This is a genomic window from Streptomyces sp. MMBL 11-1 (genome assembly GCF_028622875.1).
Lineage (GTDB): Bacteria > Actinomycetota > Actinomycetes > Streptomycetales > Streptomycetaceae > Streptomyces.
Window position 1 is genome coordinate 4,048,619 of record NZ_CP117709.1, and the last position, 21,740, is coordinate 4,070,358.

17 protein-coding genes and 2 CRISPR repeat arrays (1 of these 19 cut by a window edge) are annotated in these 21,740 nt (G+C 70.5%); of the genes, 1 reads left to right on the top strand and 16 read right to left on the bottom strand.

Annotated elements, in window-relative coordinates; all coding sequences use genetic code 11:
• Positions 1–56: 56 nt before the first annotated feature.
• The 4 genes from PSQ21_RS17775 to PSQ21_RS17790 form a co-directional block, all read right to left on the bottom strand.
• Positions 57–1,040 carry an NAD(P)-dependent oxidoreductase gene (locus tag PSQ21_RS17775; protein WP_274035806.1) on the bottom strand — a complete coding sequence of 328 codons (984 nt, stop codon included), beginning with the start codon at positions 1,038–1,040 and terminating at the stop codon, positions 57–59.
• Positions 1,041–1,290: 250 nt separating this feature from the next.
• Complete coding sequence (locus PSQ21_RS17780; protein ID WP_274031521.1) at positions 1,291–2,109, bottom strand: YceI family protein; 819 nt, start codon at positions 2,107–2,109, stop codon at positions 1,291–1,293.
• Positions 2,110–2,398: 289 nt separating this feature from the next.
• Complete coding sequence (locus tag PSQ21_RS17785; protein ID WP_274031522.1) at positions 2,399–5,008, bottom strand: MFS transporter; 2,610 nt, start codon at positions 5,006–5,008, stop codon at positions 2,399–2,401.
• 31 nt (positions 5,009–5,039) lie between these two features.
• Positions 5,040–5,552 carry a MarR family winged helix-turn-helix transcriptional regulator gene (locus PSQ21_RS17790; protein ID WP_274031523.1) on the bottom strand — a complete coding sequence of 171 codons (513 nt, stop codon included), beginning with the start codon at positions 5,550–5,552 and terminating at the stop codon, positions 5,040–5,042.
• 223 nt (positions 5,553–5,775) lie between these two features.
• On the opposite strand from PSQ21_RS17790, the gene PSQ21_RS17795 reads away from it, so the two are divergent.
• The gene (locus PSQ21_RS17795) at positions 5,776–5,991 is read left to right on the top strand and encodes a hypothetical protein (protein WP_274031524.1); all 216 of its coding nucleotides are present in this window, start codon (positions 5,776–5,778) and stop codon (positions 5,989–5,991) included.
• A gap of 855 nt (positions 5,992–6,846) precedes the next feature.
• Here the strand turns inward: PSQ21_RS17795 and PSQ21_RS17800 are convergent.
• The 12 genes from PSQ21_RS17800 to casA form a co-directional block, all read right to left on the bottom strand.
• The gene (locus tag PSQ21_RS17800) at positions 6,847–7,713 is read right to left on the bottom strand and encodes an RNA polymerase sigma factor SigF (protein ID WP_018958648.1); all 867 of its coding nucleotides are present in this window, start codon (positions 7,711–7,713) and stop codon (positions 6,847–6,849) included.
• 234 nt (positions 7,714–7,947) lie between these two features.
• Positions 7,948–8,817: an RNA polymerase sigma factor SigF gene (locus PSQ21_RS17805; RefSeq protein ID WP_274031525.1), complete on the bottom strand. Its 870-nt coding sequence runs from the start codon at positions 8,815–8,817 to the stop codon at positions 7,948–7,950.
• A 198-nt stretch (positions 8,818–9,015) separates the two neighbouring features.
• Positions 9,016–9,309 carry a Dabb family protein gene (locus PSQ21_RS17810; RefSeq protein WP_274031526.1) on the bottom strand — a complete coding sequence of 98 codons (294 nt, stop codon included), beginning with the start codon at positions 9,307–9,309 and terminating at the stop codon, positions 9,016–9,018.
• 10 nt (positions 9,310–9,319) lie between these two features.
• Positions 9,320–9,484, bottom strand: coding sequence for a hypothetical protein (locus tag PSQ21_RS17815; protein ID WP_274031527.1), 165 nt, complete (start codon positions 9,482–9,484; stop codon positions 9,320–9,322).
• Positions 9,485–9,840: 356 nt separating this feature from the next.
• Positions 9,841–10,398, bottom strand: a complete 558-nt coding sequence (locus PSQ21_RS17820; protein ID WP_274031528.1) for a Uma2 family endonuclease — start codon at positions 10,396–10,398, stop codon at positions 9,841–9,843.
• Positions 10,399–10,640: 242 nt separating this feature from the next.
• A CRISPR array of direct repeats spans positions 10,641–10,973; the repeat unit is 29 nt; unit sequence GGGAACAACCCCGCACGCGCGGGGACGAC.
• A 123-nt stretch (positions 10,974–11,096) separates the two neighbouring features.
• Positions 11,097–11,471 (bottom strand): type I-E CRISPR-associated endoribonuclease Cas2e, encoded by a 375-nt coding sequence (gene cas2e, locus PSQ21_RS17825; protein ID WP_274031529.1) that lies wholly within the window; start codon positions 11,469–11,471, stop codon positions 11,097–11,099.
• Entirely contained in the window at positions 11,468–12,427 is a 960-nt protein-coding gene (gene cas1e / locus PSQ21_RS17830) for a type I-E CRISPR-associated endonuclease Cas1e (protein ID WP_274031530.1), read from the bottom strand. Before cas1e ends, cas2e begins: the two co-directional genes overlap by 4 nt.
• Complete coding sequence (cas6e, locus tag PSQ21_RS17835; RefSeq protein ID WP_274031531.1) at positions 12,424–13,158, bottom strand: type I-E CRISPR-associated protein Cas6/Cse3/CasE; 735 nt, start codon at positions 13,156–13,158, stop codon at positions 12,424–12,426. Before cas6e ends, cas1e begins: the two co-directional genes overlap by 4 nt.
• Positions 13,158–13,937, bottom strand: coding sequence for a type I-E CRISPR-associated protein Cas5/CasD (gene cas5e / locus PSQ21_RS17840; protein ID WP_274031532.1), 780 nt, complete (start codon positions 13,935–13,937; stop codon positions 13,158–13,160). Before cas5e ends, cas6e begins: the two co-directional genes overlap by 1 nt.
• Complete coding sequence (gene cas7e / locus PSQ21_RS17845; protein WP_274035807.1) at positions 13,934–15,193, bottom strand: type I-E CRISPR-associated protein Cas7/Cse4/CasC; 1,260 nt, start codon at positions 15,191–15,193, stop codon at positions 13,934–13,936. Before cas7e ends, cas5e begins: the two co-directional genes overlap by 4 nt.
• Positions 15,194–15,276: 83 nt before the next feature.
• A complete protein-coding gene (gene casB, locus PSQ21_RS17850) occupies positions 15,277–16,047 on the bottom strand; it encodes a type I-E CRISPR-associated protein Cse2/CasB (RefSeq protein ID WP_274031534.1) in 771 nt (256 codons plus the stop codon).
• Positions 16,044–20,693, bottom strand: coding sequence for a type I-E CRISPR-associated protein Cse1/CasA (gene casA, locus PSQ21_RS17855; protein WP_274031535.1), 4,650 nt, complete (start codon positions 20,691–20,693; stop codon positions 16,044–16,046). Before casA ends, casB begins: the two co-directional genes overlap by 4 nt.
• A 322-nt stretch (positions 20,694–21,015) precedes the next feature.
• A CRISPR array of direct repeats spans positions 21,016–21,740; the repeat unit is 29 nt; unit sequence GGGAACAACCCCGCACGCGCGGGGACCAC (it continues 523 nt past the right edge of the window).

Genomic DNA, 21,740 nt, shown 5'->3' on the forward strand with positions numbered 1-21,740 from the left:
GTACCCGCGTTCGCCGGCCGCGTACCGCCGTCTTCAGGCCCCGCGCACCGCCGCTTTCAGTACCCGCGTGCCGCGTCCACCGTCAGGTCGGGGCGGCGGCCCGCCGTCACGGCCTCCCAACAGGAGGAGAAGTCGACGGATACGTCCTCGTCGGTGGTGATCCCCGAGGAGTGCGAGGTGATGACCGTACGGGGCAGCTTCCACACCGGGTCGCCGGGCGCGGCCGGTTCCTCCGGCAGTACGTCCAGCACCGCCCGCCGCACCCGGCCGTCCCGCAGCGCGGTCTCCAGCGCCCCCATGTCCACGGTCGCGCCCCGCCCCACGTTGACGAACGTCGCCCCGCGCACCGCGGCGAACCGGGCGGCCCCGAAGAAGCCCTCCGTGGCCCCGGTCAGCGGGAGCGTGGAGATCACCCAGCGGGCCTCGGCCAGCACCCCCGTGTCCTCGGCGGCCCCGATCACGCGGTCGAAGCCCGGCACCACCCGGACGGAGCCCGGCGCGGGCCCGGACCGCGTCGTGCGGGCGACGCCCACGGTGCGTACCCCGCAGGCGCCCAGCAGCCGTCCGACCGCCGCGCCGATGCGGCCGGTCCCGTAGATCAGGGCGGTCTGCCCGGCGACGAGCTCCGAGGGAAGGCGCTCCCAGTGCGCGCGGGCGTGCAGGGCGGTGAACTCCGGTACGGACTGGCACTCGGCGAGCATCCAGGCGAGAACGTACTGGGCCATCCGCTCGCCCATCCGGCCCACGGTCCGGGTCAGGAGTGCCGGGACGGGCCAGGGGCCGCCGGCGAACAGCGAATCCGTCCCCGCGTTGACGCTGTGGAACCAGAGCAGGCGGTGCGTCCGCAGCGCGTCGGGCAGGGTTTCGCCCACGCACAGAAGGGGGCTGTCGGAGGGCGGCGGGACGTCCTCCAAGGGTTCCGCGTCCCGCCCGGTGATCCGCTCCAGTTCCCGTACCAGGCCGCCGCCGAGCGAGGGCGCGACCAGCAGCCGGGCCCGCGCGAGGGCGTCGGGCGCGGGCACCGGGGCCGGGACGGGCAGCCCGCACCCGAGGAGCGAGTGGGGCGGCCCCGGGGCGGGCAGCGGCGGAACGGGCCCGGTGCCTCCGGTCTGTCCGTTCTCTCCGGTCATCTCTCTCCGGTCATCGCGCGGTCGGCCATGTCCATCACCCTACGACCGGGTCCGGCCCCTGCTCCCAGCTACCTGTTCCCGGCCCCTGCTCCCTGGCCCGGCCCCCCTGCGGCCGAGGCCCGCCGCTGCGACCGGAGCCGGTCAGTGCGGCCGGAGCCGGTCACTGCCCGGGCAGCGCCTCGCCCTGTACCGCCTGGATGTCCAGCTCCACGCGCAGGGTCGTGCCGATCGCCGAGATGCCCGCCTGGACGACCTGGTTGTAGTTCATCGCGAAGTCGGCGCGGCGCAGTTCGGCGGTGGCGTGGAAGGCCGCCCGCACCCCGCCCCACGGGTCGGGCCCGGTACCGAGGTAGCTGAGGTCCAGGTCGACGGGGCGCGAGACGCCGTGCATGGTCAGCTCGCCGTGCACGGTCCAGCGGTCGGGGCCCGCCGGGTCCAGCGCGGTGGAGCGGTAGGCGATCTCCGGGTACCGGTCCACGTCCAGGAAGTCGGCCGAACGCAGATGCCTGTCCCGCATCTCGTTGCCGGTGTCGATGCCGGCCGCCCTGATCACCGCCTCGACCCGGGAGCGGGAGACGTCCTCGGCGATCTCGATCCGGCCGCCGAAGTCCGTGAAGCGGCCGTGCACGCTGGAGATCCCCAGGTGCTGGGCGACCGCACCGACCGAGGAGTGCGCGGGGTCCAGCGACCAGACGCCCGGCGGTGGCAGCTCCACCCCGCCCTGCCGGGCCAGCACGATCTGGCCTCCCTCGATCCGGCCGCTCGCGGTGACGAGGGCGGTGGAGGCGGCGGGCGCGTACCCGACCGCCGTGACGATCACCGTGTACGCGCCGGCCGCCAGGGAACCGTCCGTGCGGACGGCCCCGTCCTCGTCGGCCGCGGCGCGCAGCACCTGGGCGCCGGTCATGTCGGTGACGGTGACGACGGCGTGCTGGACCGCCCAGCCGTCCCGCGTCCGTACCTGTGCGCGAAGTCCCATCCCGTATCTCTCTCCTAGAGGGCCTGTCGTCCGGATCATGCCGGGCCCGAAAGCCCGGGGCGACCCCGGCCGGCCCGTCGTGCACATGAGTGGGGCCCCGGGGCGGTCACGGCAGGCCGTCCCCTGCTCGCCGTACCCGCCACCGGGGCCCACTTCCACCCGGTCGCGACAGCCTCTCCGCTGGAAGTGCTGTCCGACCAGGGGTCTTCGCGATCCCTTCACGTGCGCGTGCGCATCCCTATAGGTGCGCGCGCCAGGCGCGGGCACGCGCCCGCGCCGCGGGGACCGATCACTCGCCCGGGTGGGCGAGTTCGATGTCGTGCCCGTCGACTCCCGGGCCGCTCACGGTCAGCGATCCGGCCACCGGCGGGTAGCCGGTCGCGATGACCGCGTACTCGCCCGCGTCCAGGTCGGTGAAGGCGTACGCCCCGTCCTCGCCGGTCGTCGCGGTGGCGACCACGTTGCCCGCCGCGTCGATCAGCGTGACCCGCGCGTCGGCCAGCGGGCTCCGGGCGGACCCGGCCCGCACGACGCCCCGGACCAGCGCACCGGACCGCAGCGCGGCCTCGACGCGGGTGACGCCCTGGCCGCCGATCTCCACCGGCAGCGCCAGCGGGCGGAAGCCGGCCGCGTTGACCGCGACGGTCACGGAGCCCGGGATCAGCTCGCCGAAGGCGAACTCACCGGCCGGGCCGGACGCGCCGGTGGCCAGCACGTCGCCCCGGACGTCGGTCACGATGACCATCGCGCCGTCGACGGGGGTGCCGGATTCGGCGGCCTTGACCGTTCCGGCCAGTCCGCTCGTACCGGACAGCAGGATGTCGAAGGCCAGCGGCTCCTCGCCGACGACCACCGTGGACGCCTGCGGCTGGAAGCCGTCGGCGGAGGCGATCAGGACGTAGCTGCCGGAGCCGGGGGCGTCCAGGGCGTAACCGCCGTCGGGCCGGGCCACGGAGCGCCCGAGCTGCCGGCCGCCCAGCGAGATCAGGGTGACGGCGGCGCGGGCGACCGGAGCGCCCTCCGCCCCGCGCACCACACCGTGCACGGAGGTGCCGTGAACGCTGTCGGTGCGGTCGGTGGGCTCGATCCCGGTGTCGGTGTCGGTGTCGGTGTCGTTGTGCGGGGCGAGGGTGGTGAGGGCCGCCGCGTGGGCGGGGGCGGGTGTGTCGGCCCCGCCGGCCGGGGTGGTGACACCCGCCGCGCCCTCGGAGGCCGCGGCCCCGGTGGCACCGACGGTCGCGGGCACAGGGGCCCCTGCCGTCCCGACGGCGGCCGAGGGCTCGACGGGGGCGTCGTTCGCAGCACTGCTCTTCAACGCGACCTCCTTGATGAAGATCGTCACGATGAAGGCGACGAGCGCGGCCGGAGCGGCGTACAGGAAGACGTCGCCGACGCCGTGCCCGTACGCGGTCTCCATGACCAGGCGCAGGGGCTCGGGCAGCTTGTCCAGGTCGGGGATGCCCCCGCCGCCGGTGCCGCCGTGGCCGAACGCCGCACCCTCCGGGCCGAGGTCGGCGATGCCGTCCTTGACGTAGTGGGTGACCCGGTTGCCCAGGACCGCGCCGAGCGCCGAGACGCCGATCGCGCCGCCCAGGGAGCGGAAGAAGGTGACGACGGAGCTGGCGGAACCGAGGTCCTCGGGAGCGACCTGGTTCTGCGTGGCGAGGACCAGGTTCTGCATCATCATGCCGATGCCGAGGCCCATGACGAACATGAAGACCGCGACGTGCCAGTACGCGGTGTCGTGCCGGATCGTGCCGAGCATCCCGAGCCCGGCCGTGACCAGGAAGCCGCCGCTGACCAGCCACGCCTTCCAGCGCCCTGTCTTGGTGATGATCTGGCCGGAGATGGTCGAGGAGAGGAAGAGCCCCGCGATCATCGGGATGGTCATCACGCCGGACATCGTCGGCGACTTGCCGCGCGCCAGCTGGAAGTACTGGCTGAAGAAGACCGTGCCCGCGAACATCGCGACGCCGACGAACAGCGAGGCGACCGAGGCGAGGGTGATGGTGCGGTTACGGAAGAGGCGCAGCGGGATGATCGGCTCGGCGGCCCGCGACTCGGTGAGGACGAAGGCCAGGCCGAGCAGGACCGAGCCCGCGACCATCACGTATGTCTGCCACGACAGCCAGTCGTACTTGTCGCCCGCGAAGGTCACCCAGACCAGCAACAGGGAGACGGCGGCGCTGATGAAGAACGCGCCGGTCCAGTCGACCTTGACGCCCTCGCGCTTGACGACCGGGAGCTTGAGGGTCTTCTGGAGCACGATCAGCGCGATGACCGCGAACGGCACGCCCACGTAGAAGCACCAGCGCCAGCCCATCCAGCTGGTGTCGGTGATGACGCCGCCGAGCAGCGGGCCGCCGACGGTGGCGACCGCGAAGACCGCGCCCAGGTAGCCGCTGTAGCGCCCGCGCTCGCGCGGGGCGATCATCGCGGCCATGACGATCTGTGCGAGGGCGGAGAGGCCGCCGACGCCGATGCCCTGGACGACGCGGCAGGCGATGAGCATGCCGCTGCTGGTCGACAGACCGGCGACGACCGAGCCGAGGACGTAGATGATCAGGGCTATCTGGACCAGCAGCTTCTTGCTGAAGAGGTCCGAGAGCTTGCCCCAGAGCGGGGTGGTGGCGGTCATGGCCAGCAGCGAGGCCGTCACGACCCAGGTGTAGGCGCTCTGGCCGCCGCCGAGGTCGGAGATGATCTCGGGCAGGGCGTTGGAGACGACCGTCGACGACAGGATCGCGACGAACATGCCGAGCAGCAGCCCGGTCAGCGCCTCCATGATCTGCCGGTGTGTCATCGGCGTGCCGTCGGGGGCACCGGAGGCGGTGACGCTCCCGTGCCCTCCGTGCTTGGCGTGGCCGCCCCGCACACCGGTGGGTGTGGTCGTAGCCATTGAGTTCCTTATCCGTGCGTATTTGCTTCTGTTACACAGGTGTACGGGTGTGAGCCTCGTCGTCGAGGCGGGTCCTGCACTCGCCGGTGTGGCTTCCGGGGGCGCAGCCGCCGGATCCGCGACAGGCGAAGCTGTCGCGCAGCCGGGACAGCAGCGCGATGAGACGGCCGACGTCGTCGTCGGACCAGTCCTGGAGGTTGTGGGCGAACACCTCGGTGGTCCGCCGGGTCAGGTCGTCGAGCTGCTCGTGCCCGCCGGGGGTCAGCCGCAGGATGCGGGACCGCTTGTCCGCCGGGTCCGGAGACCGTTCGATCCAGCCGCGGTCGGCCACATGGGCCACATGGCGACTGGTCACCGACATGTCGACGGAGAGCAGTTCGGCGAGCCGGCTGATCCGCATCTCGCCGTGCCGGTCCAGGAGGGTCAGCACGGCGGCGGAGCCCGCGGGACACTCCAGGGGCAGCGCGCGGGCGAGCCCCCTTTTGACGGCCCCGATGGCGCTGAGCTGCCGGGCCAGTTCCTCGTAACTACTCCGTGCGGCCACGGGAACCCCCAGAACACTCGCGACATGTTGTTGCTTAGGGCAACGATAGAAGCCGTTGGTTGCTACAGGCAAACGAAAACTGGCTTGCAGGAGTAAAGGAACGCAAAAGCCTCTGTAGGGTCCCGGTCAAGCCCGTCGCCCGGCCGCGTCGACGCGCGTCGGACGGGCCGCCGGGTGGCCCGGGGGTTGGGCCGTGGGTCCGAGTTCGCTAGGGTCCTGCCCCATGGCACACAACCCCCACGCCCCTCAGCCGGGCCCCGAGGGCACCAACGATCCGGCGGGCAGCACGCAGATGTTCCGCGCCTTCGTCGACGAGGGCGAGCCGCAGCGCCGGCAGCAGCCCGCGGCGACCTCTTCCGGGCCGAAGGCCGGGGTGATCGCGGCGGTGATCGCGGTCGTCGTCGTCCTCGGCGCGGTGGCCTGGCTCGCTCTGGGCTGACCCGCGACGGTACGGGCCCGGCTCCCGCCCGCACGGGGACCGACCCCGTGGCCGGTGCGGGGGCGACCCGCGACGGCACGAGACCACAGCACGACCGTACGATCCGGCCGCACGGGGGACGGGGAGCGGAGCCGCACGAAGCCGGCCGCCGCTCCACCCCCCGGGCGGCCTTCGTGCGTGGCGGCACCCAGCCGCAGCGGTACCCGCCAGGACTCCACGCACACGGTGTACGTCTCCGAGCGCGCCGAGCCGGCACCGACCGGGGCGGGCAGGGGCTGGGACGAGGTGATGGTCGCCCGGCCGACGCGGAGGGCGCCGATGATGTGCGTGGCGAAGGTGGCGGTCCGCCGCTGCCGCCCCCGTACCCGTCCAGCGGGACCAGCGTCACCTTGCCCGAGGGCTTCCCGTCGCCGCCCGCGGCCCGGCCCCCGCTGTCGGCGGCGGCGCCCACGGCCCCGTACCCGTCGTCGCCCGGCCCGCTTTCGCAGGCGGCCGGGAAGCCGCCGCCCGGACACAGCGCGGCCGCCGAGGCAGAGGTGGCGGTGCCCCGGCGGCCGGTCGAGCCGTATGTCTGACGTCGCATCGCGCCAGAGTGGCTGGCGCACCGTCACATCTGGGCCCTGACGCAGAGGTCGAGGGGGGCCACGGAGGTCAACCGGAATCGGCGGAGACGAGCAGGAATCAGCGGAACCGATCCGGGACCGGTGGAGACGATCCGGGAACACCGGAGAGGGTCCGGGACCGGCGGAGATGATCCGGGACCGGTGGAGACGATCTGGGAACACCGGAGACGATCCGGGGCCGGCGGAGATGATCCGGGGTCGGCGGAGATCAGCAGAACTCCGCCGACCGGTCTCAGTCCGCGATGAGCCCTTCCCTGAGCTGCGCGAGCGTGCGGGTCAGCAGCCGGGAGACGTGCATCTGGGAGATGCCGACCTCCTCGCCGATCTGCGACTGCGTCATGTTCGCGAAGAACCGCAGCATGATGATCTGACGCTCGCGCGGCGCGAGCTTGGCCAGCAGCGGCTTCAGCGACTCGCGGTACTCGACGCCTTCCAGCGCCGAGTCCTCGTACCCGAGGCGGTCGGCCAGGGAGCCCTCGCCGCCGTCGTCCTCGGGGGAGGGGGAGTCCAGGGAGGAGGCCGTGTAGGCGTTGCCGACGGCGAGACCGTCGACCACGTCCTCCTCGGAGACCCCGAGCGCTCGGGCCAGCTCGGGCACGGTCGGCGAGCGGTCGAGCTTCTGCGCGAGCTCGTCGCTGGTCTTGGTCAGGGCGAGCCGCAGCTCCTGGAGGCGGCGGGGGACCCGCACGGACCAGGAGGTGTCGCGGAAGAAGCGTTTGATCTCGCCGACGACGGTGGGCATCGCGAACGTGGGGAACTCGACGCCCCGTTCGCAGTCGAACCGGTCGATCGCCTTGATCAGGCCGATCGTGCCGACCTGGACGATGTCCTCCATCGGTTCGTTGCGGCTACGGAACCGCGCCGCGGCGTACCGCACCAGCGGGAGGTTCAGTTCGATCAGTGTGTCCCGCACATAGGTCCGCTCCGGACTGTCCGTTCCCTCGGGGCCCGAGGCGGGGCCGAGCGCGGCGAGCCGCAGGAACAGGGAGCGGGACAGCGTGCGGGTGTCGATGGCTTCCGGCGAGCTGGTGAGCACGGCGGGTGCCGGCACGCTCTTCGTGAGCGTGAGCACCTTCGAGCTGCCCTGTTCTTCGGACATGCCACCCCCTTGAGGTCGCGGACGGTCGCGGTGGCCGCGACCATCGGAGGAACGCAGCCTCCACCTGAATACCGGAGGCGGGGCTGCGGCAAACGCGCTTCGAGCAGAATGTCACATGTCGGCAACACGCTGTAGTGACATGTCGACAAGTCAGCGCCGAATCCGCCCTGGAAACAGGGGGTGTAGGCCTTTTATGCCGTCAGAACTGCTCTGTGGACGGTCTACCCGTTCCGGTTACGCCTCGATCCTGTTTGCGGATCTCAGTCGGGCGAAACTTCTGGCGAGAAGCCTTGACACATGCATCTGGGAGACGCCCAGTTCCGCGCTGATCTGAGACTGGGTCAAGTTGCTGTAGTACCGCAGGAGGAGGATGCGCTGCTCGCGCTCGGGGAGCTGGACGAGGAGGTGCCGGACGAGATCGCGGTGTTCGACGCCCGCGAGCGCGGGGTCCTCGTAGCCGAGCCGGTCGAGGAGGCCGGGCAGCCCGTCGCCCTCCTGGGCGGCTTCCAGCGAGGTCGCGTGGTACGAGCGGCCGGCCTCGATACAGGCCAGTACCTCGTCCTCGGAGATCTTCAGCCGCTCGGCGATCTCGGCGGTGGTCGGGGACCGGCCGTGGGCGGTCGTCAGGTCCTCGGTGGCGCCGGTGACCTGGACCCACAGCTCGTGCAGCCGGCGCGGGACGTGGACGGTGCGCACGTTGTCGCGGAAGTACCGCTTGATCTCGCCGACGACGGTGGGCATCGCGAACGTGGGGAACTGGACCCCGCGGTCCGGGTCGAACCGGTCGATGGCGTTGATCAGACCGATGGTGCCGACCTGGACGACGTCCTCCATCGGCTCGTTGCGGCTGCGGAACCGCGCCGCGGCGTACCGCACGAGGGGGAGATTCGCCTCGATGAGGGCGGCCCGGACCCGGCGGTGCTCCGGAGTGCCCGGCTCCAGGTTCTTGAGCTGACCGAAGAGGACCTGGGTGAGCGCCCTGGTGTCGGCTCCGCGGGCCCTGGCGGGCCTGGCCGACGGGTCCGGGGTCTCGGTCTGGATGTCCTCGGCCCGGACGGTCTGGACGGTCTGGGGAGGCACTTGAGGCGCTGTACTGGCCGGCACGGTGACGCCACCCCTTTGCGGTCAACTACGGTCAACTCATCCGTCAAAAGCGGTCATAGCATCACAAGACATGTCCACTGTGTGCAAGCACCTCATAGTGCCGTGTTGGCCGCATAAGGGTTTAAACGGAACAGGGAAACCCCCCGCCTGGACGGCGAGGGGTCGCTGGAACCGGGGCGAACCGGTGCCGGGGAAGCGTCAGAAGGGGTAGTCGGCGATCACCCAAGTGGCGAATTCGCGCCACTGTCCGGCGGCGGCCTGGTGGGCCGGGTGCTCGATGTACCGCTTGAGCGCGTCCTCGTCGGCGACGGCGGAGTTGATGGCGTAGTCGTACGCGATCGGCCGGTCGGTGATGTTCCAGGCGCACTCCCAGAACTCCAGCTCCGGGACCTGCCCCTCCAGCTCCCGGAAGGCGCGGTCCCCGGCGACGACCCGTGGGTCGTCCCGCTCGATGCCCTCGTTCAGCTTGAAGAGGACCAGGTGGCGGATCATCGCGCTTCTCCTACTTCACAAGTTCTGACATGAAGTCACCGACGCTCTGCGCGGCGGTGGAAATGCCTTCGAACCCTACCTGGACCAGCTCGGCGGCCCGCTGGGGAGACATGATGATCGTGTACAGCACGAAGACCACCACTATGTAGGTGATGATCGTCTTTGCCTTGGCCACAATCCTGCCTCCCCGTCGACCCCATGTGCGATCGGGCGATTGTATCCGCACGGATGGCCGTATCCGGTGGCCGTTTCTGATCACTGATGCGCTCTTTAAGGACCTACGACCCCGCCATCAAGGTCTTTCGCCCGACCTCACGGCGCCTGCCGCCCGGCATGATGGATACCGAGCCCAACGGGACCTGGCAGGACCCGGAGGGCCGGAACGGGGCCTCTCTGTGGGGTCACCGCCGCGCGATTCCCCCCTGACCGCGGCGGAGGACCAGCAGGCCCTGTTCTCACCGGGGGAAGCGGCTTGTCCCCCCGATGCCGCTTCCCCCGACCTGACTCCCTCGACGTTCTCACCGCCACCGATCAGGCGAGCCCGCTCGTATCGATGGCGAGGTCGAACGGCAACGGAAGCCGCACGACGGCCCCGAACGGGTAGGGGCCCTCCACGTGGGTGTACCCCAGCTTCTGCGGCTCCGAGAAGAGCGTGGTGCTGCGCTCGACACGGTCGACGAGCAGGTACAAGGGTGCCCCGTACTCTGCGTACCTGCGTTGCTTGACGACCCGGTCCGTCTCCGCGTTCGACTCGGATGTCACTTCCACGATCAGCAGCGTCTGGTCGGGAAGAAGGGCGCTGCCTCCTTTGGCCAGATCCTCCGGCACAACAGCAATGTCCGGGACGTACCAGTTTGAGGATCCGGGCAGGTCCAGATTCCCGGACCCCTCCACGCACCCGAGCTCGTCAACTCGCCTCTCGATCTGGCGGCGTACGAGCTTGGCAGCGCGCTCGGGGTCCCACGTCGGTGACACCGGTTCGATGATCCCCTCAATGATCTGGAAACGGTCCCCGCGGATGTGCTGCACGGCGAACTTAAGGGCGCGCTCGGTGTCGATGCCTTGGCTGTAGTCCGGCGCACTGGTCATTACATCCTGCTTCCGTCAAGGTCCGAGACAGGGTTGCGAGGCACCCCGTCGTGTCGGCATCCAGCCGCCGGGCGGTCGGGGACCACGCCGCCCATCCGTTTGAAGGCTCTGCGAGCTGTTGTGGTCCCCGGACGCGTGGGGAAACCACAACAGCCAGGAACCGGTCGCGAGGTAACGGGCTGGGATTGTCCCCGCACGCGCGGGGAACACTGACCACCTTGCAGTACGTACTGCAAGGTTAGGGAAACATCCCCGCACGCGCGGGGACGACCGGCGGACCACTCGGGGTGCGCGAACTCGCTGGGGAACAACCCCGCACGCGCGGGGACGACCCGGAACACTCACAGAAAGGGGGTCCGAACGTGGGAACAACCCCGCACGCGCGGGGACGACGCCTGCTCGCGGTTCCGGTACGTCTTGCCGTTGGGAACAACCCCGCACGCGCGGGGACGACCGCCGGGCAATGAGCGCCCTGGCTCAAGCCGGGGAACAACCCCGCACGCGCGGGGACGACTCGGCCGGCGGTGGCGTGAGGCCCGGCAGCGTGGGAACAACCCCGCACGCGCGGGGACGACAGTCACTGACCTGGTGTTCTATGCGGGCAGGAGCCTGTTCTTACCCACTTCTTTGAATTCAGACATAAGGGATCCTTTTGTCCTGCGGTGTACGCCGACCTGCCCCCGCCCTCGAAGCCGCACCTACTTCCCGCCCCCAAACCTCCGTCGCTTCGAAGCCTTGCTCCAGCCCTGGCGGGGGACATCGGCCGCCGCGCTCCCCGGACTCCCCGCCCGCGGGGCGCGGATGCTTGGGCGGTGGATCAGCGTGAGGCCCTCGTGGTCGGTCGGGTGCCAGGTGTGGTCGTGGGTTTCGAAGGCGTAGCCCTGCTCGTTGTCCTTCTGGTAGGCGAGCAGGGCGCGGCCCTGGCCGGCGTACTCGCGGACTTCGGCCCACAGGAGGTCGCGGATGCGGGTGGACGGAGAGCCGAGGAAGACGCCCGGGGAGATTTCCAGCAGCCAGCGGGTGAGGAAGCCCCTGAGGCCGACCGGGCAGTTGGTGAGGACGATGACGGTCACCAGATGACCTCGTCTCCGTAGTTGCGCCCGCCCTCGACCATGACGTCTCCGTCGGACTGGAGCGTGACCCGGTCCGACGACGTGTCATCCGCCTGGGCCGTGTCGCGGGTGCCGTCGTAGCCGAGCAGGTCCTTGATGTCCTGGACACAGCGGTCGAGCAGGCCCGTCCGATTGATGCGGTCGCGGAGCATGCGGCGGGTCCGGGCCGCGATGTCGTCCACTCCCTCGGCTGCCGCGTCGAAGGCTGCGGGAATGGCGATGTCCGTCTTGTAGAAGTCCGCGACGTCCATGACGAACGAGCGTTCGTGGCCGGAGTGGACGAACCCCAGGCCGGGCGAGCAGCCAAGGGCCGCGACGACGGAGTGGGATACGCCGTACATGCACTGCGCGGCGGCTGTGACGGCCTGGTTGGGGGCATCGCCCGCCGAGAAGTCGGCACGGTGGTACTCCCGCTTGCGCCAGGGGACGCCCGTACGCAGGGACTCCCGTTTGTAGCACTCCCGCAGCCGTGTGCCCTCCTTGCCGAGGAGTTCCTTTCGGGTGCGGCCCGTGGTGTCCTCGCCGGGGAACCGCAGCCGGTACATGGCGCGTGCCACGTCCAGTCGGGTGCGCTTGTTCGCCCAGGCCGTGGCCTGGGCCTCGATGAGTCCCGAGGAACGGGTGAGCGCCCGGCCGCCCGCGTAATACCGGACTCCGTGCTCGCCGACCCAGGCGACACCAGCGCCGCTGTCACCGAGGAGCGCCATCGCCTGGTGGGTGACGCGGGTGCCCGGGCCGAGCAGGAGCGTGCCGATGGTGGCAGACGGAATGTGCGTGACGCCGTCCGCGTCCTCGGCGGTGATCGCGTTGGACTCCCGGTGTACCGTGCACCGTTCCAGGTAGACGAACGAAAGCCGGTCGCCGACCCGGGTGAGCTCGCGAGGAGTGGAGGCCCCCCTACGGCCGACCGTGCTCACCCTTCCGTCCTCCCGCCTACCGGGGCCAGCGTCATCAAGCCGCAGCCGTACGCCTTGGCTTTGCCCAGGCCATGGGTGAGCGTGCGGCGGAACAGGTCCGGATCCGTGACGCGCAGGCGCCCGTCGAAGGTGACCTTGGTGATCTGTACGTCGCTGTTTCCGCGCGTCGCCTCCGCCGTGCGTCGGAATTGCAGCGGGACCCGGTCGCGGACGATCAGCTCGTACGTGTCGCCCTCGGGCAACAGGCGTCGTTCCGCCGGCTTACGGACGACCTCGAAGCCGGACTTCTCCTGCCGCTTCAGCAGCCAGTTCATCTGGTGGCGGGGGGTTTGGTGTGCGGCGCGCTTGGTCCGCTCCCCCTCCTTCACGTACGCGTACCGCACGTTGTGCACCGGGTTCGCAGTGAGCCTGAATCCCCAGGTGTCGTTCGGCTGGAGCGCGGCGAGGAAATCGGCGTACGCGAACGTCGTCCACCCGGGTTCGTCCGAGGCGGGCCAGCCCGCCTGCTCGACCAGGTGGGTCAGGTCGGGCCGGCTGGGGCTGACGATGTAGAGCAGCGTCTCGGAGGTCCCGTTGTGGTCCACCCGCCACAGCACCCGGGGGCCGGATCCGTCGCGGGAGGGCGGGGTGGGGAAGGAGGCGTTCACCGCGCCGTGTACGCGGTGCGGTGAACCGAGCAGTCGGCGTCCCTCTGACCGGCCGGTGTTCACGCGGAAACGGGTGAGGTACATCAGTCGGTCCTCGTTGCGGCGGGCGTGACGGGCGTGACGGGCGTGAGCAGGGCTGTGGGTTCATGCGGAGGTTGTGTCGATCGGGCCCCGGCCGTTGTGGGCACGCGGGTCTCGGTCGTCCGTACGCCTCGCAGCCCGTACCGGCGGTGACGCGGATCAAAGCTCACCGGGCGATCCCGCAGGGTGATGTCCGGCAACCGGCCGGGGCCGGACGTGTCGTCCAGCAGGAGGTCCAGCCGTACTTCGGTGGGAGGCGACTGGCCCCGGCGCCGGAAAGTGGCATCACGGTGGCTCCGGTACCAGCCGGACGCCTCCCACGGTGCTCCCCTGAGGGTCTGCTCCAGCTCCCCGTCCAGCGGCTCCGTGATCGTCAGCGGCTGCGATGGCGGGCAGGAGCGACGGCCCAAGTAGGGCAGGAACACCGGCTCCAGCAGTGCCTCGTACAGCCGCTGTACGAGCCCGGCCCCACCACTCACACCGGCCACGAACACCGCGTCGGCGAGGTAGAAGCGCTCCGACAGCGGCATCGCCTTGAGGGTGTCGCTGTGGTGCGCCGTCTGGAAGTCGCGTAGCCGGGTGCCCGGTTGATCGATGCGGACACCGAACTCCAGCGCCGCGAGGTCGGAGAGGTCGGCGTCCCGCCTGCGCCCCTGTGCCGCGGCGAGGAGGCCGATGACGCCGCTCTTGGTCGGCGCGTTCTCCGTGGTGCGGCGAGTGAAGCGGGACGCCGATCCCCAGGACTGGAGAGGGCCCGCGAGCCGCAGCAGCAGCACGCTCATGCGCCGGGCTCCGGCACGAGGCCCGTGGCACCCCTCGCACCGGGGACGCCGGTGGTACGCCCGGTGGCCTCCGGCGCTACCCGGGCGACCACAGCGTCCCCCACGGAGACCAGCAGCTCGGGCAGGCTCACGGACTTGCCCAGCGCTTCCAGAGCCTTCGTCTCCTTGCCCACCCGGACGACCCAGCCCTCCGGGCCGTCGGAGAGGCCGAAGCTCGCCTCCAGATCCGGCACGAAGCCGGCCAGTTTCTCGCAGCTCCCCGTGAGGAAGCCACCTTCCCCGCCCATGGCCACGGGCTCCTCGAATGCGGCAACGTAGCTGACCGGACGCCGGGAGCGCAGCTTCACGATCACCGCGGCTGGCAGGGTCTGGTTGCCGAAGGAGTTGATCTTTCCTGTGGGGAGGGACGTGATGAAACCTTCGAGGAAGGCCGTGACAGCTCGCCGAGTGGGCTCCGCCGGCCGGGCATCGTCGTGCCCGACACCCAGATTCTCCTGGAGGCGGTTCACATCGAGTGCGGCATAGCGGTAAAGAGTGGCGGAGTTGAAGTCGACTGTGCCGATCATCCCGGCACCGGTTTCAGCGTTTGTGTTCTTGTCATCGACCGCTGTGTAGTAGTCCGATTCGACCTCCACCGTGTGCACGCTCAGCGCATGGGCGACCTGGGCCGCCGCGTCCACATTCAGATCGGTCGAATCCGCGACCATGCGGCCGAACAGGGCGATGTCCACCGAGTGCTCGGTGAGTACGAGCTGTTTGGCGCGCGCCTTGTTCTCCTTCTCCCCGAAGAAGTCCTTGAGCGCTTTGACGTCACCGCCTTTCCCGCCTTCGAGCGTCATCGCGGCAAGGGCGTCGTACTGCCGACCGCTCAGGAACATCAGGTAGGTGGACTCGGCGGCGGGGTCCTCCACCTCCTGCTTGCTTTTGCGGGTGGGGACGGCGACCTTGGAGCCGGTCGCCGTGGTGATGGTCACCGCCGCCAGGCTCTGAGCGGCGGCTTGCGACAGCGACGGGTCCAGATCCAGGACCCTGTCGGCCAGGACTTCCACGACCTTTTTGGTGCGGATACCGAGTTCGGATGGGTCGAGCAACTCCGCGAACGCCGTACGGGTCGCTCGCTTCCACGCCTGGCTGGACACGCGGGAGCGCCGCACGCCCCCGTACGTCGCCGATTTCGGGCTCCCCGTGTCGTCGCGATTCAGATTGCTCGGTGGAACGGTCTGGAGAATGTGGATGTCGAGAATCGTCCGGGTCAGGGTCACGCCTGCTCAATTCCTTTGTTCGTCATGCGCGAGAGATGTTCCCCGAAGGGGATAGGTCAGGGGCTGAGCGCTGAGCGTCATTCCCCTGCCGCGTAACCGCCGTATTCCTCGTCCGGGGCCAATGTGCGGTCGATCGCGTCGCCGGTCTCGCTGTCGGAGGTCGACTTCCCTTTCCTCGTGGCCGAGGCGGCGGCCAGGTGGAACTCTCGCCCCCATTCCCGCTGAACCCCGGCCCGGTCGGGCCGGTGCTGCCAGCGGTAGAGCTGCCCGGCCAGGCGCGCGTAGTCGAGAGGCTCCCGCGCGCCGCGCAGGAGCAGAACGATCTCTCTCAGCCGTACGGCGACAGAGTCGAGGGATTCGGCCGTTCCGACCCGCACAAGGCGCTTGCGCAGCGGGGAGTCCTCCTCGTCCTCGCTCGAGGTCCCCTTCAGCCGGATCAGCGTGCGGACAGCTCCGCCGAGGTTCTGCCTCCGGTCGTGCATGCCTTTGTCGCGGCCGGACTGCTGGTGCAGGGCCCACATGGTGGAGGCGAGGAAGACGGCTTCCTCGGCGTGTTCGAGGCGGATGAAGTCGTTACGGCCATCGAGCTGCCGTGCCAGTTCCTCCGTCCCTCCGATGCCCCACAGGTTCTGGACCTGGTGAACCCGCTTTCCCGCGCCGCGCCGCAGCCGGGCGAGCTCAGCCACGGCGGACGAGGTGTCGGACAGATACTGAGGCTGAATCCGTGCGATGTACGTGCCCGTCGCGCGGGCGACCAGCCGATGGCCGGGCAGCCGCTCGGCCGCCGGTGCGCTGTCCCGGGGAGGCGGTGAAGTGTCCGCCCCGGTCGCTGTGGGGGTGGTGGTCATGAGGTTTCCTCCGGGGGAGCCGAGTCGGCGCGGCCGGTATCGGCCCCGACGCGCATTTCGGGCGGCGGCTTGGGCAGCACCTTGTTGATCCGGGTCCGGAACCACAGGTCCGCCCGAGAACTGTCGACCCAGCGCTTGCCCACGCCCGGCAACTCGATCACCCGCCCCTCGGCCGCCCCCCGGCCGGCCGAGTCGAGGAGCTCACGGCCGATGCCGAGCACGATGCGCCGGACGGTGGCCCGCCACACGGCACGTGCCCGCTCCAGGTCCGTGTCCTCTTCGAGGTCCACCAGCCAGCGCCGGTACGGTCCGTCCAACGCGCCGAAGCCCTGGTCCCGGGCGGTGGCTGTGGCCGGCCCGGCCTCCGAACCGGACGCACGCGCCAGATTCCCGGCCAGGTGCCCCAGCGCGGACACGGCCCGCTCGGCGTCGGCGACCGCGTCGACCGCGACCGCCCCGTGCAGGCGACGGTCCTGGTGGAGCAGCACGACCGGCAGCGCGATGGAGTCGTCCACGACTTCGTCCACCACGGACTGCTGCGTTCCGTAGACCGCGCCGACCAACCGCGTACGGATCAGTGACCCCTTCGGCAGCACGCCTTCGGTACTGAGCAGGGCCAGCCATCTCACGACCCCGGCCGGCCGACTCCGGTCCGTGCCCCTCCCGGTCGTGTCGCCGTCCTGTTGCTGGGCGTACAGCAGGCTCGCCAGACCACGCCACGCCGCCCGGGAAGGGTCATGCTGACGCGGCAGGTAGATCAGCTGACGGCCGAGCTTCTTCTCCTGCGCGGGGCTGCGGCGCCAGCCCGTCATCGGCTCCGCCTTCTGCCGGTTGGCGGGGGCGAGCGGGTCTCCGTAACCGAGGACGACGCCGGTGACGTCGGGGCCCTCCGTGTGGAGGAGAAGCCGCCGGGACTGCCAGGTGTAGAGATCCCGGGGCCCCGCCGGGCGAGGTACGGCAGGGTCGCCTTCCACCTCACCGGGCCCTGGGGGTGTCTCGCGGCGCCATACGGGGAGATCGGCTTTCGGCTCCGACGTCAGGATGCCCTCATCGGTCGGAATCAGATTCAGCAGAAGGGTCTCGCGCAGGGACACGCCCTCCGCGAAGACACCGCCGAGGCCACCGACCCAGCCGACACCCTGCGGGTAGACCTTTCCGCCCTTGACCCGTGCGTCGCCCTCCATACCGGACTTGATCCCGGACGAGTCGTACGCATGGGTGTGGACGAGCCAGCGGGCGGCCTCGGCGAGACCGAGTCGATCGACACCGGGCCGGCGCATGGAGAAGAACGCCTCGCCGTTCGGTACGTCGGCCACGATGCGGTTCAGCGAGGCGACTTCGTGCTTCTGCGTGTGCAAGCCCGCCACCTGGAAGAACGGACGCTCCGGGTGGAGAAGGTCGAAACGGTCCCGGTACCGGTCGAGATAGCCGGCGACGGCCTCGAAGGAGTCCGCGTCCCGCAGCGCCACCCAGTGCTCCAACTGCGCCGGTGCGCCGCCAGCTCGGCCGTCGGCCTCGTCGAACGCGTCGTACAGGATCGCCAGCAACAGCCGCAGCAGGGCCAGTTCCTGCGTCGGGAGATCGCCCACCAGCCGACGCACCTCGCCCGCCCGCGCGAAGACGTCGTGCAGCGATAGCTCGCCGGTGGAGCCGTCCTCGTACTGGACGGGCAGCCACGGCCGGGAGATCAGGTCAAAGGAACGCACGGTGGACACCACCCCTTCGAGCCCTTTTGCTCTGTTTGCGCTGAGCGCGCCGACAGGACCCACTCGGAGCCCGTCACCGGTGCTGTAGTGGACGTCCCACCCTGAAAGGTTGGCCTGACAGTTCTCGTCCAGAACGAGTAGCAACTCTCCCGCCAGCCAGGGGCACTCCTTCACCTGCCAGGCCGGTACGACGAAGCGCTCCAGCTCAGCGATGGTCCGGTCGATCACCCCCGGATGGGTGAGTGCCCGAGGCAGCGTCAACGCGCACGCGGCGACGATCTCGGCGGCCCGGTAGGGCGGAGGCGCGTGCTCCGGCAGATCCAGCCCGCCGCGGCCGTCGTCGAGCCAGCTCACGGTGGTCAGCCGGCCGTCCGCGCGGCGCTGGACGACCAGTACTTCAAGGCTCTCCTCACTGTCCCGCACCTGCGCGCGCCCGCTGCGGCTGTCGTCCGCGTCCCCGGCGTTGCCGTCGAGCCAGCCGAACAGAGGCCGGCCCGCCCGCCGTACCGGCCCCAGCCGGAACACATCGGCGCGCTCCCGCTTCTCGGCCAGCCGGGTCAGATACCGTCGCCGGGCTTCGGCCAGCGCGGGAGCCCAATGCGCGGGCCCGACCGGCCGTTCGCCATAAGCGGCCTGCACCAACGGACTGATGTGGTCCGGCAGCACCAGCGGTACGCCATCGAGATGCGGACCCAGCACGGCGAGCGCCCGCAGCAAAGTGTGAGGCCCCTGGTACACGGCGAGCGAACCGCGTACGGGCACGGGCTGGTCGGCGTTCCAGTCCTCCACCCCGGTAAGCAGGCAGCGGGCCCGCGCGAGGCGGGGCGGCCTGGTCCGCGGATGACGGTGCAGCCGTCCCATGCGCTGGAGCACCAGGTCGACGGGGGCGAGATCGGTGACCAGCAGGTCGAAGTCGATGTCCAGGGACTGTTCGACGACCTGGCTGGCCACGACGATGTGGGGTCCGGCGGGACGGTCGCCACCCGGCCCGAACCGTTCGCGCAGGTCGGTGTCGTTGCGTGCCCGGTCGGCTGCGATGAACCGGGAATGCGCCACGGTGACCGCTTCCGCCCCGAAGTGAGCGCGGAGGTACTCGGCGGCTTCCAGGACCCGGTCGACGGTGTTGCGTACGACGAGGGCGCAGCCGCCGTCCCGGAGCTCTGCCTCCAGTCGCTGGACGAGCAGGGGCAATTCGTCGCCCAGCCGCTCCAGCGCCACTTCCGTACGCCGCCCGGAGGCAGGCCCGGGCCGGGCCGTCAGGGTGATGTCTCCGGGTGCGACGGCGGTGATCAACGGGTAGGCGTCGTCGGGCAGATCCAGGGCATCGGCGAGTTCGGGAGTCTCCTCCCCGGCATACGCGGCGGCCAGCTCGCGTCGGCGCCGCGCGGGCAGCGTGGCGGAGAGCATGACGACGGGCACCCGGTAGGCGGCCAGCCATTCCAGCACGCGGTCGAGGTAGGCGTTCATGTACGCGTCGTAGGCGTGAACTTCGTCGATGATGACGACTTTGCCCGCGACGGCGAGATGCCGCAGGGCCAGGTGCCGGCTCTTGAGCCCGGCGAAGAGCACCTGGTCGATGGTGCCGACGGCGAAGGAGGAGAGCAGCGCTTTCTTGCGGCCGCGGAGCCACTGGTGGGCGTGGAGGGAAGCGGGATTGACACGGCGCGAGCCCCCCGCACGGGAGACGTCCGCCACCGGGCCGTCGAGGTCGACGGCCGCGATCGTCCGCCGACCGGCCTTCGCCATCCCGGCCCACACCTCGTTGAGGGCGGCCTTGGCATGGGCGAGGACCACGGAGTGGGGCCCGTCCGCAGGCAGCCGCTCCAGCCAGCGGAGCAGTCGGGGAAACATGGCGTCCCCGGTGGCACGGGTCGGCAGCGCCACGAGACACCCTCCGGCACCCGACCGGGAAGCCAGGATCTCCGCCGCCGCGAAGGCGGCCTCGGTCTTGCCCTCGCCCATGGGCGCCTCGATGATCAGGAGTCCCGGCCCCGGGAGCTCGCGGGCGACCCGGACGGCGTCTTCCTGGACGGGCCTGATCTCGGCACCTTCCGGAAGGTCGAACCGCTCCCGGAACAACTCGGCGGCGCTTACGGTCGGTTGCACGGCGCGCCATGGCCCCGGGAGATCGAGCCCGGCCCAGGCGGCCGCGAGGCGACGGCCTTCCCCGTCCTGTCCCACGGGCGACCAGGAGGCGGGATCGTACGGAAACAGTTCGGAGGAGCTGGCGATCCAGTCGGAGACGATGACGATCGCGGTGAGCACGACCTGGACGGGCTGCGGCAATCGGACGGACCGCCACTCGGCGAACCGCCCCCGCACACCGGCCCGCACGGCGCAGGCGTCCATCAACTCGTACTGGACGTTCTGCCAGACGGTCTCGCTCTCCCCACCCGTACGCAACAGCTGGGGCCGAAGCCCGAGATCGTGGATCTGCTGGTGATCCGGCGGCGTTCCGTGATGCCCGCCCGCGACGACGGCGAACTGCCCGGAGACCCGCTCACTCCACCCGAACCGCTCTCCCAGCCATTCCTGAAGGAGCAGTTGCCCGGCCAGCCCGTGCGGAGCCATCCTGCGGTCCAGCCCGAACTGCTTCTGATACGGCATGGAGAGCCCGGCCGCCCGCATCCGGTCGGCGAGCCCGTCCACCTGACAGGCGAAGGCGGGGGTGGCCTTGCCGATGTCGTGGACGCAGGCGAGGTAGACGGCCACTTGCCGTGCGTCCCGGCCGCCTTGGGGGAACGCGTCCGCGACGAGCGCTTTGACGTTGTCGGGCACCCACTCGTCCCAGAGCCGGCCTGCTACTGCGGCGCTGTCCGCCATGTGACGCCAGAGGGGGAGCCACTGTTCGGTCAGCCGGTCGTGCTTGCCCCAGGCGGTGCGGGAGGCGGGGGACAGGCGGGTGTAGGCCGACAGGCTTTCCGGATGGTCGCGGCTCATGGGCGTATTGGACATCGTCGAGGTCGCCGGTGGTTGCGATGGTCGAGAGTGAACGCAATTGCACTCATTTGATCGAGTGTGGCTGTGGGGAGATCGATCCGCTGATGTATGTCGCGCTCGGTGCAGCCTGGAGCTTGCGGTGTGCCTGGTCGCCGGGCTCCGTCGGTCGGTTCGCGGAGTGTGGGGTGATGGCGTGAGCCGTGGGAGAACGGGTGCCATTGCGCGCGATACAGCCCTCGCTGAGGCGGGACGGCCTGACTTTCACGTGTCCCCGCACGCGCGGGGACCACTGTCCTTGAGGTTGCGGAGGCCATGGAGGACCGGGAACAACCCCGCACGCGCGGGGACCACTAGGCCCTGCCCAGAGCGGGCGCCCCGGCGTAGGGAACAACCCCGCACGCGCGGGGACCACATCCGGGCGGCGGCATCAGGCGACAACTTCGAGGGAACAACCCCGCACGCGCGGGGACCACACCCCAGGAGTCCCACTCCTGCCAGGCGTGCCGGAACAACCCCGCACGCGCGGGGACCACTTCGATACCGAGCACCCCTGGATATACGTGCGGGGAACAACCCCGCACGCGCGGGGACCACAAGCGACCCCGCCCCCGCTTTCCGCACGGATCGGGAAAAACCCCGCACGCGCGGGGACCACCGGGATCATCTCCGGGACTTTTGCCGGGCTCGGGGAACAACCCCGCACGCGCGAGGACCACCCGCACCCGACACGGCAGGTCACGCGCACCTTGGGAACAACCCCGCACGCGCGGGGACCACCGCTTGCCGATTCTGGCATGTCCCGCACCTTGGGGAACAACCCCGCACGCGCGGGGACCACGGGGTGAAGGAGGCGAAACGCGACTTCGAGGCGGGAACAACCCCGCACGCGCGGGGACCACCGTAGAGAACGCCGTTTCTCGGAACCCGCCGTGGGAACAACCCCGCACGCGCGGGGACCACCACGCCGATCGCCGCGCCCCACTGCTCGACCAGGGAACAACCCCGCACGCGCGGGGACCACCGAATTCCACATTGGTGGTCATCCCC

Excerpts from the sequence above, each read along its gene's own strand:
- casA (WP_274031535.1), bottom strand. The coding sequence starts at position 20,693 with ATGAGCCGCGACCATCCGGAAAGCCTGTCGGCCTACACCCGCCTGTCC.
- PSQ21_RS17810 (WP_274031526.1), bottom strand. The coding sequence starts at position 9,309 with ATGATCCGCCACCTGGTCCTCTTCAAGCTGAACGAGGGCATCGAGCGG.
- casB (WP_274031534.1), bottom strand. The coding sequence starts at position 16,047 with ATGACCACCACCCCCACAGCGACCGGGGCGGACACTTCACCGCCTCCC.
- PSQ21_RS17800 (WP_018958648.1), bottom strand. The coding sequence starts at position 7,713 with ATGTCCGAAGAACAGGGCAGCTCGAAGGTGCTCACGCTCACGAAGAGC.
- cas6e (WP_274031531.1), bottom strand. The coding sequence starts at position 13,158 with ATGTACCTCACCCGTTTCCGCGTGAACACCGGCCGGTCAGAGGGACGC.
- PSQ21_RS17795 (WP_274031524.1), top strand. The coding sequence starts at position 5,776 with ATGGCACACAACCCCCACGCCCCTCAGCCGGGCCCCGAGGGCACCAAC.
- cas5e (WP_274031532.1), bottom strand. The coding sequence starts at position 13,937 with ATGAGCGTGCTGCTGCTGCGGCTCGCGGGCCCTCTCCAGTCCTGGGGA.
- PSQ21_RS17820 (WP_274031528.1), bottom strand. The coding sequence starts at position 10,398 with ATGACCAGTGCGCCGGACTACAGCCAAGGCATCGACACCGAGCGCGCC.
- PSQ21_RS17780 (WP_274031521.1), bottom strand. The coding sequence starts at position 2,109 with ATGGGACTTCGCGCACAGGTACGGACGCGGGACGGCTGGGCGGTCCAG.
- PSQ21_RS17785 (WP_274031522.1), bottom strand. The coding sequence starts at position 5,008 with ATGGCTACGACCACACCCACCGGTGTGCGGGGCGGCCACGCCAAGCAC.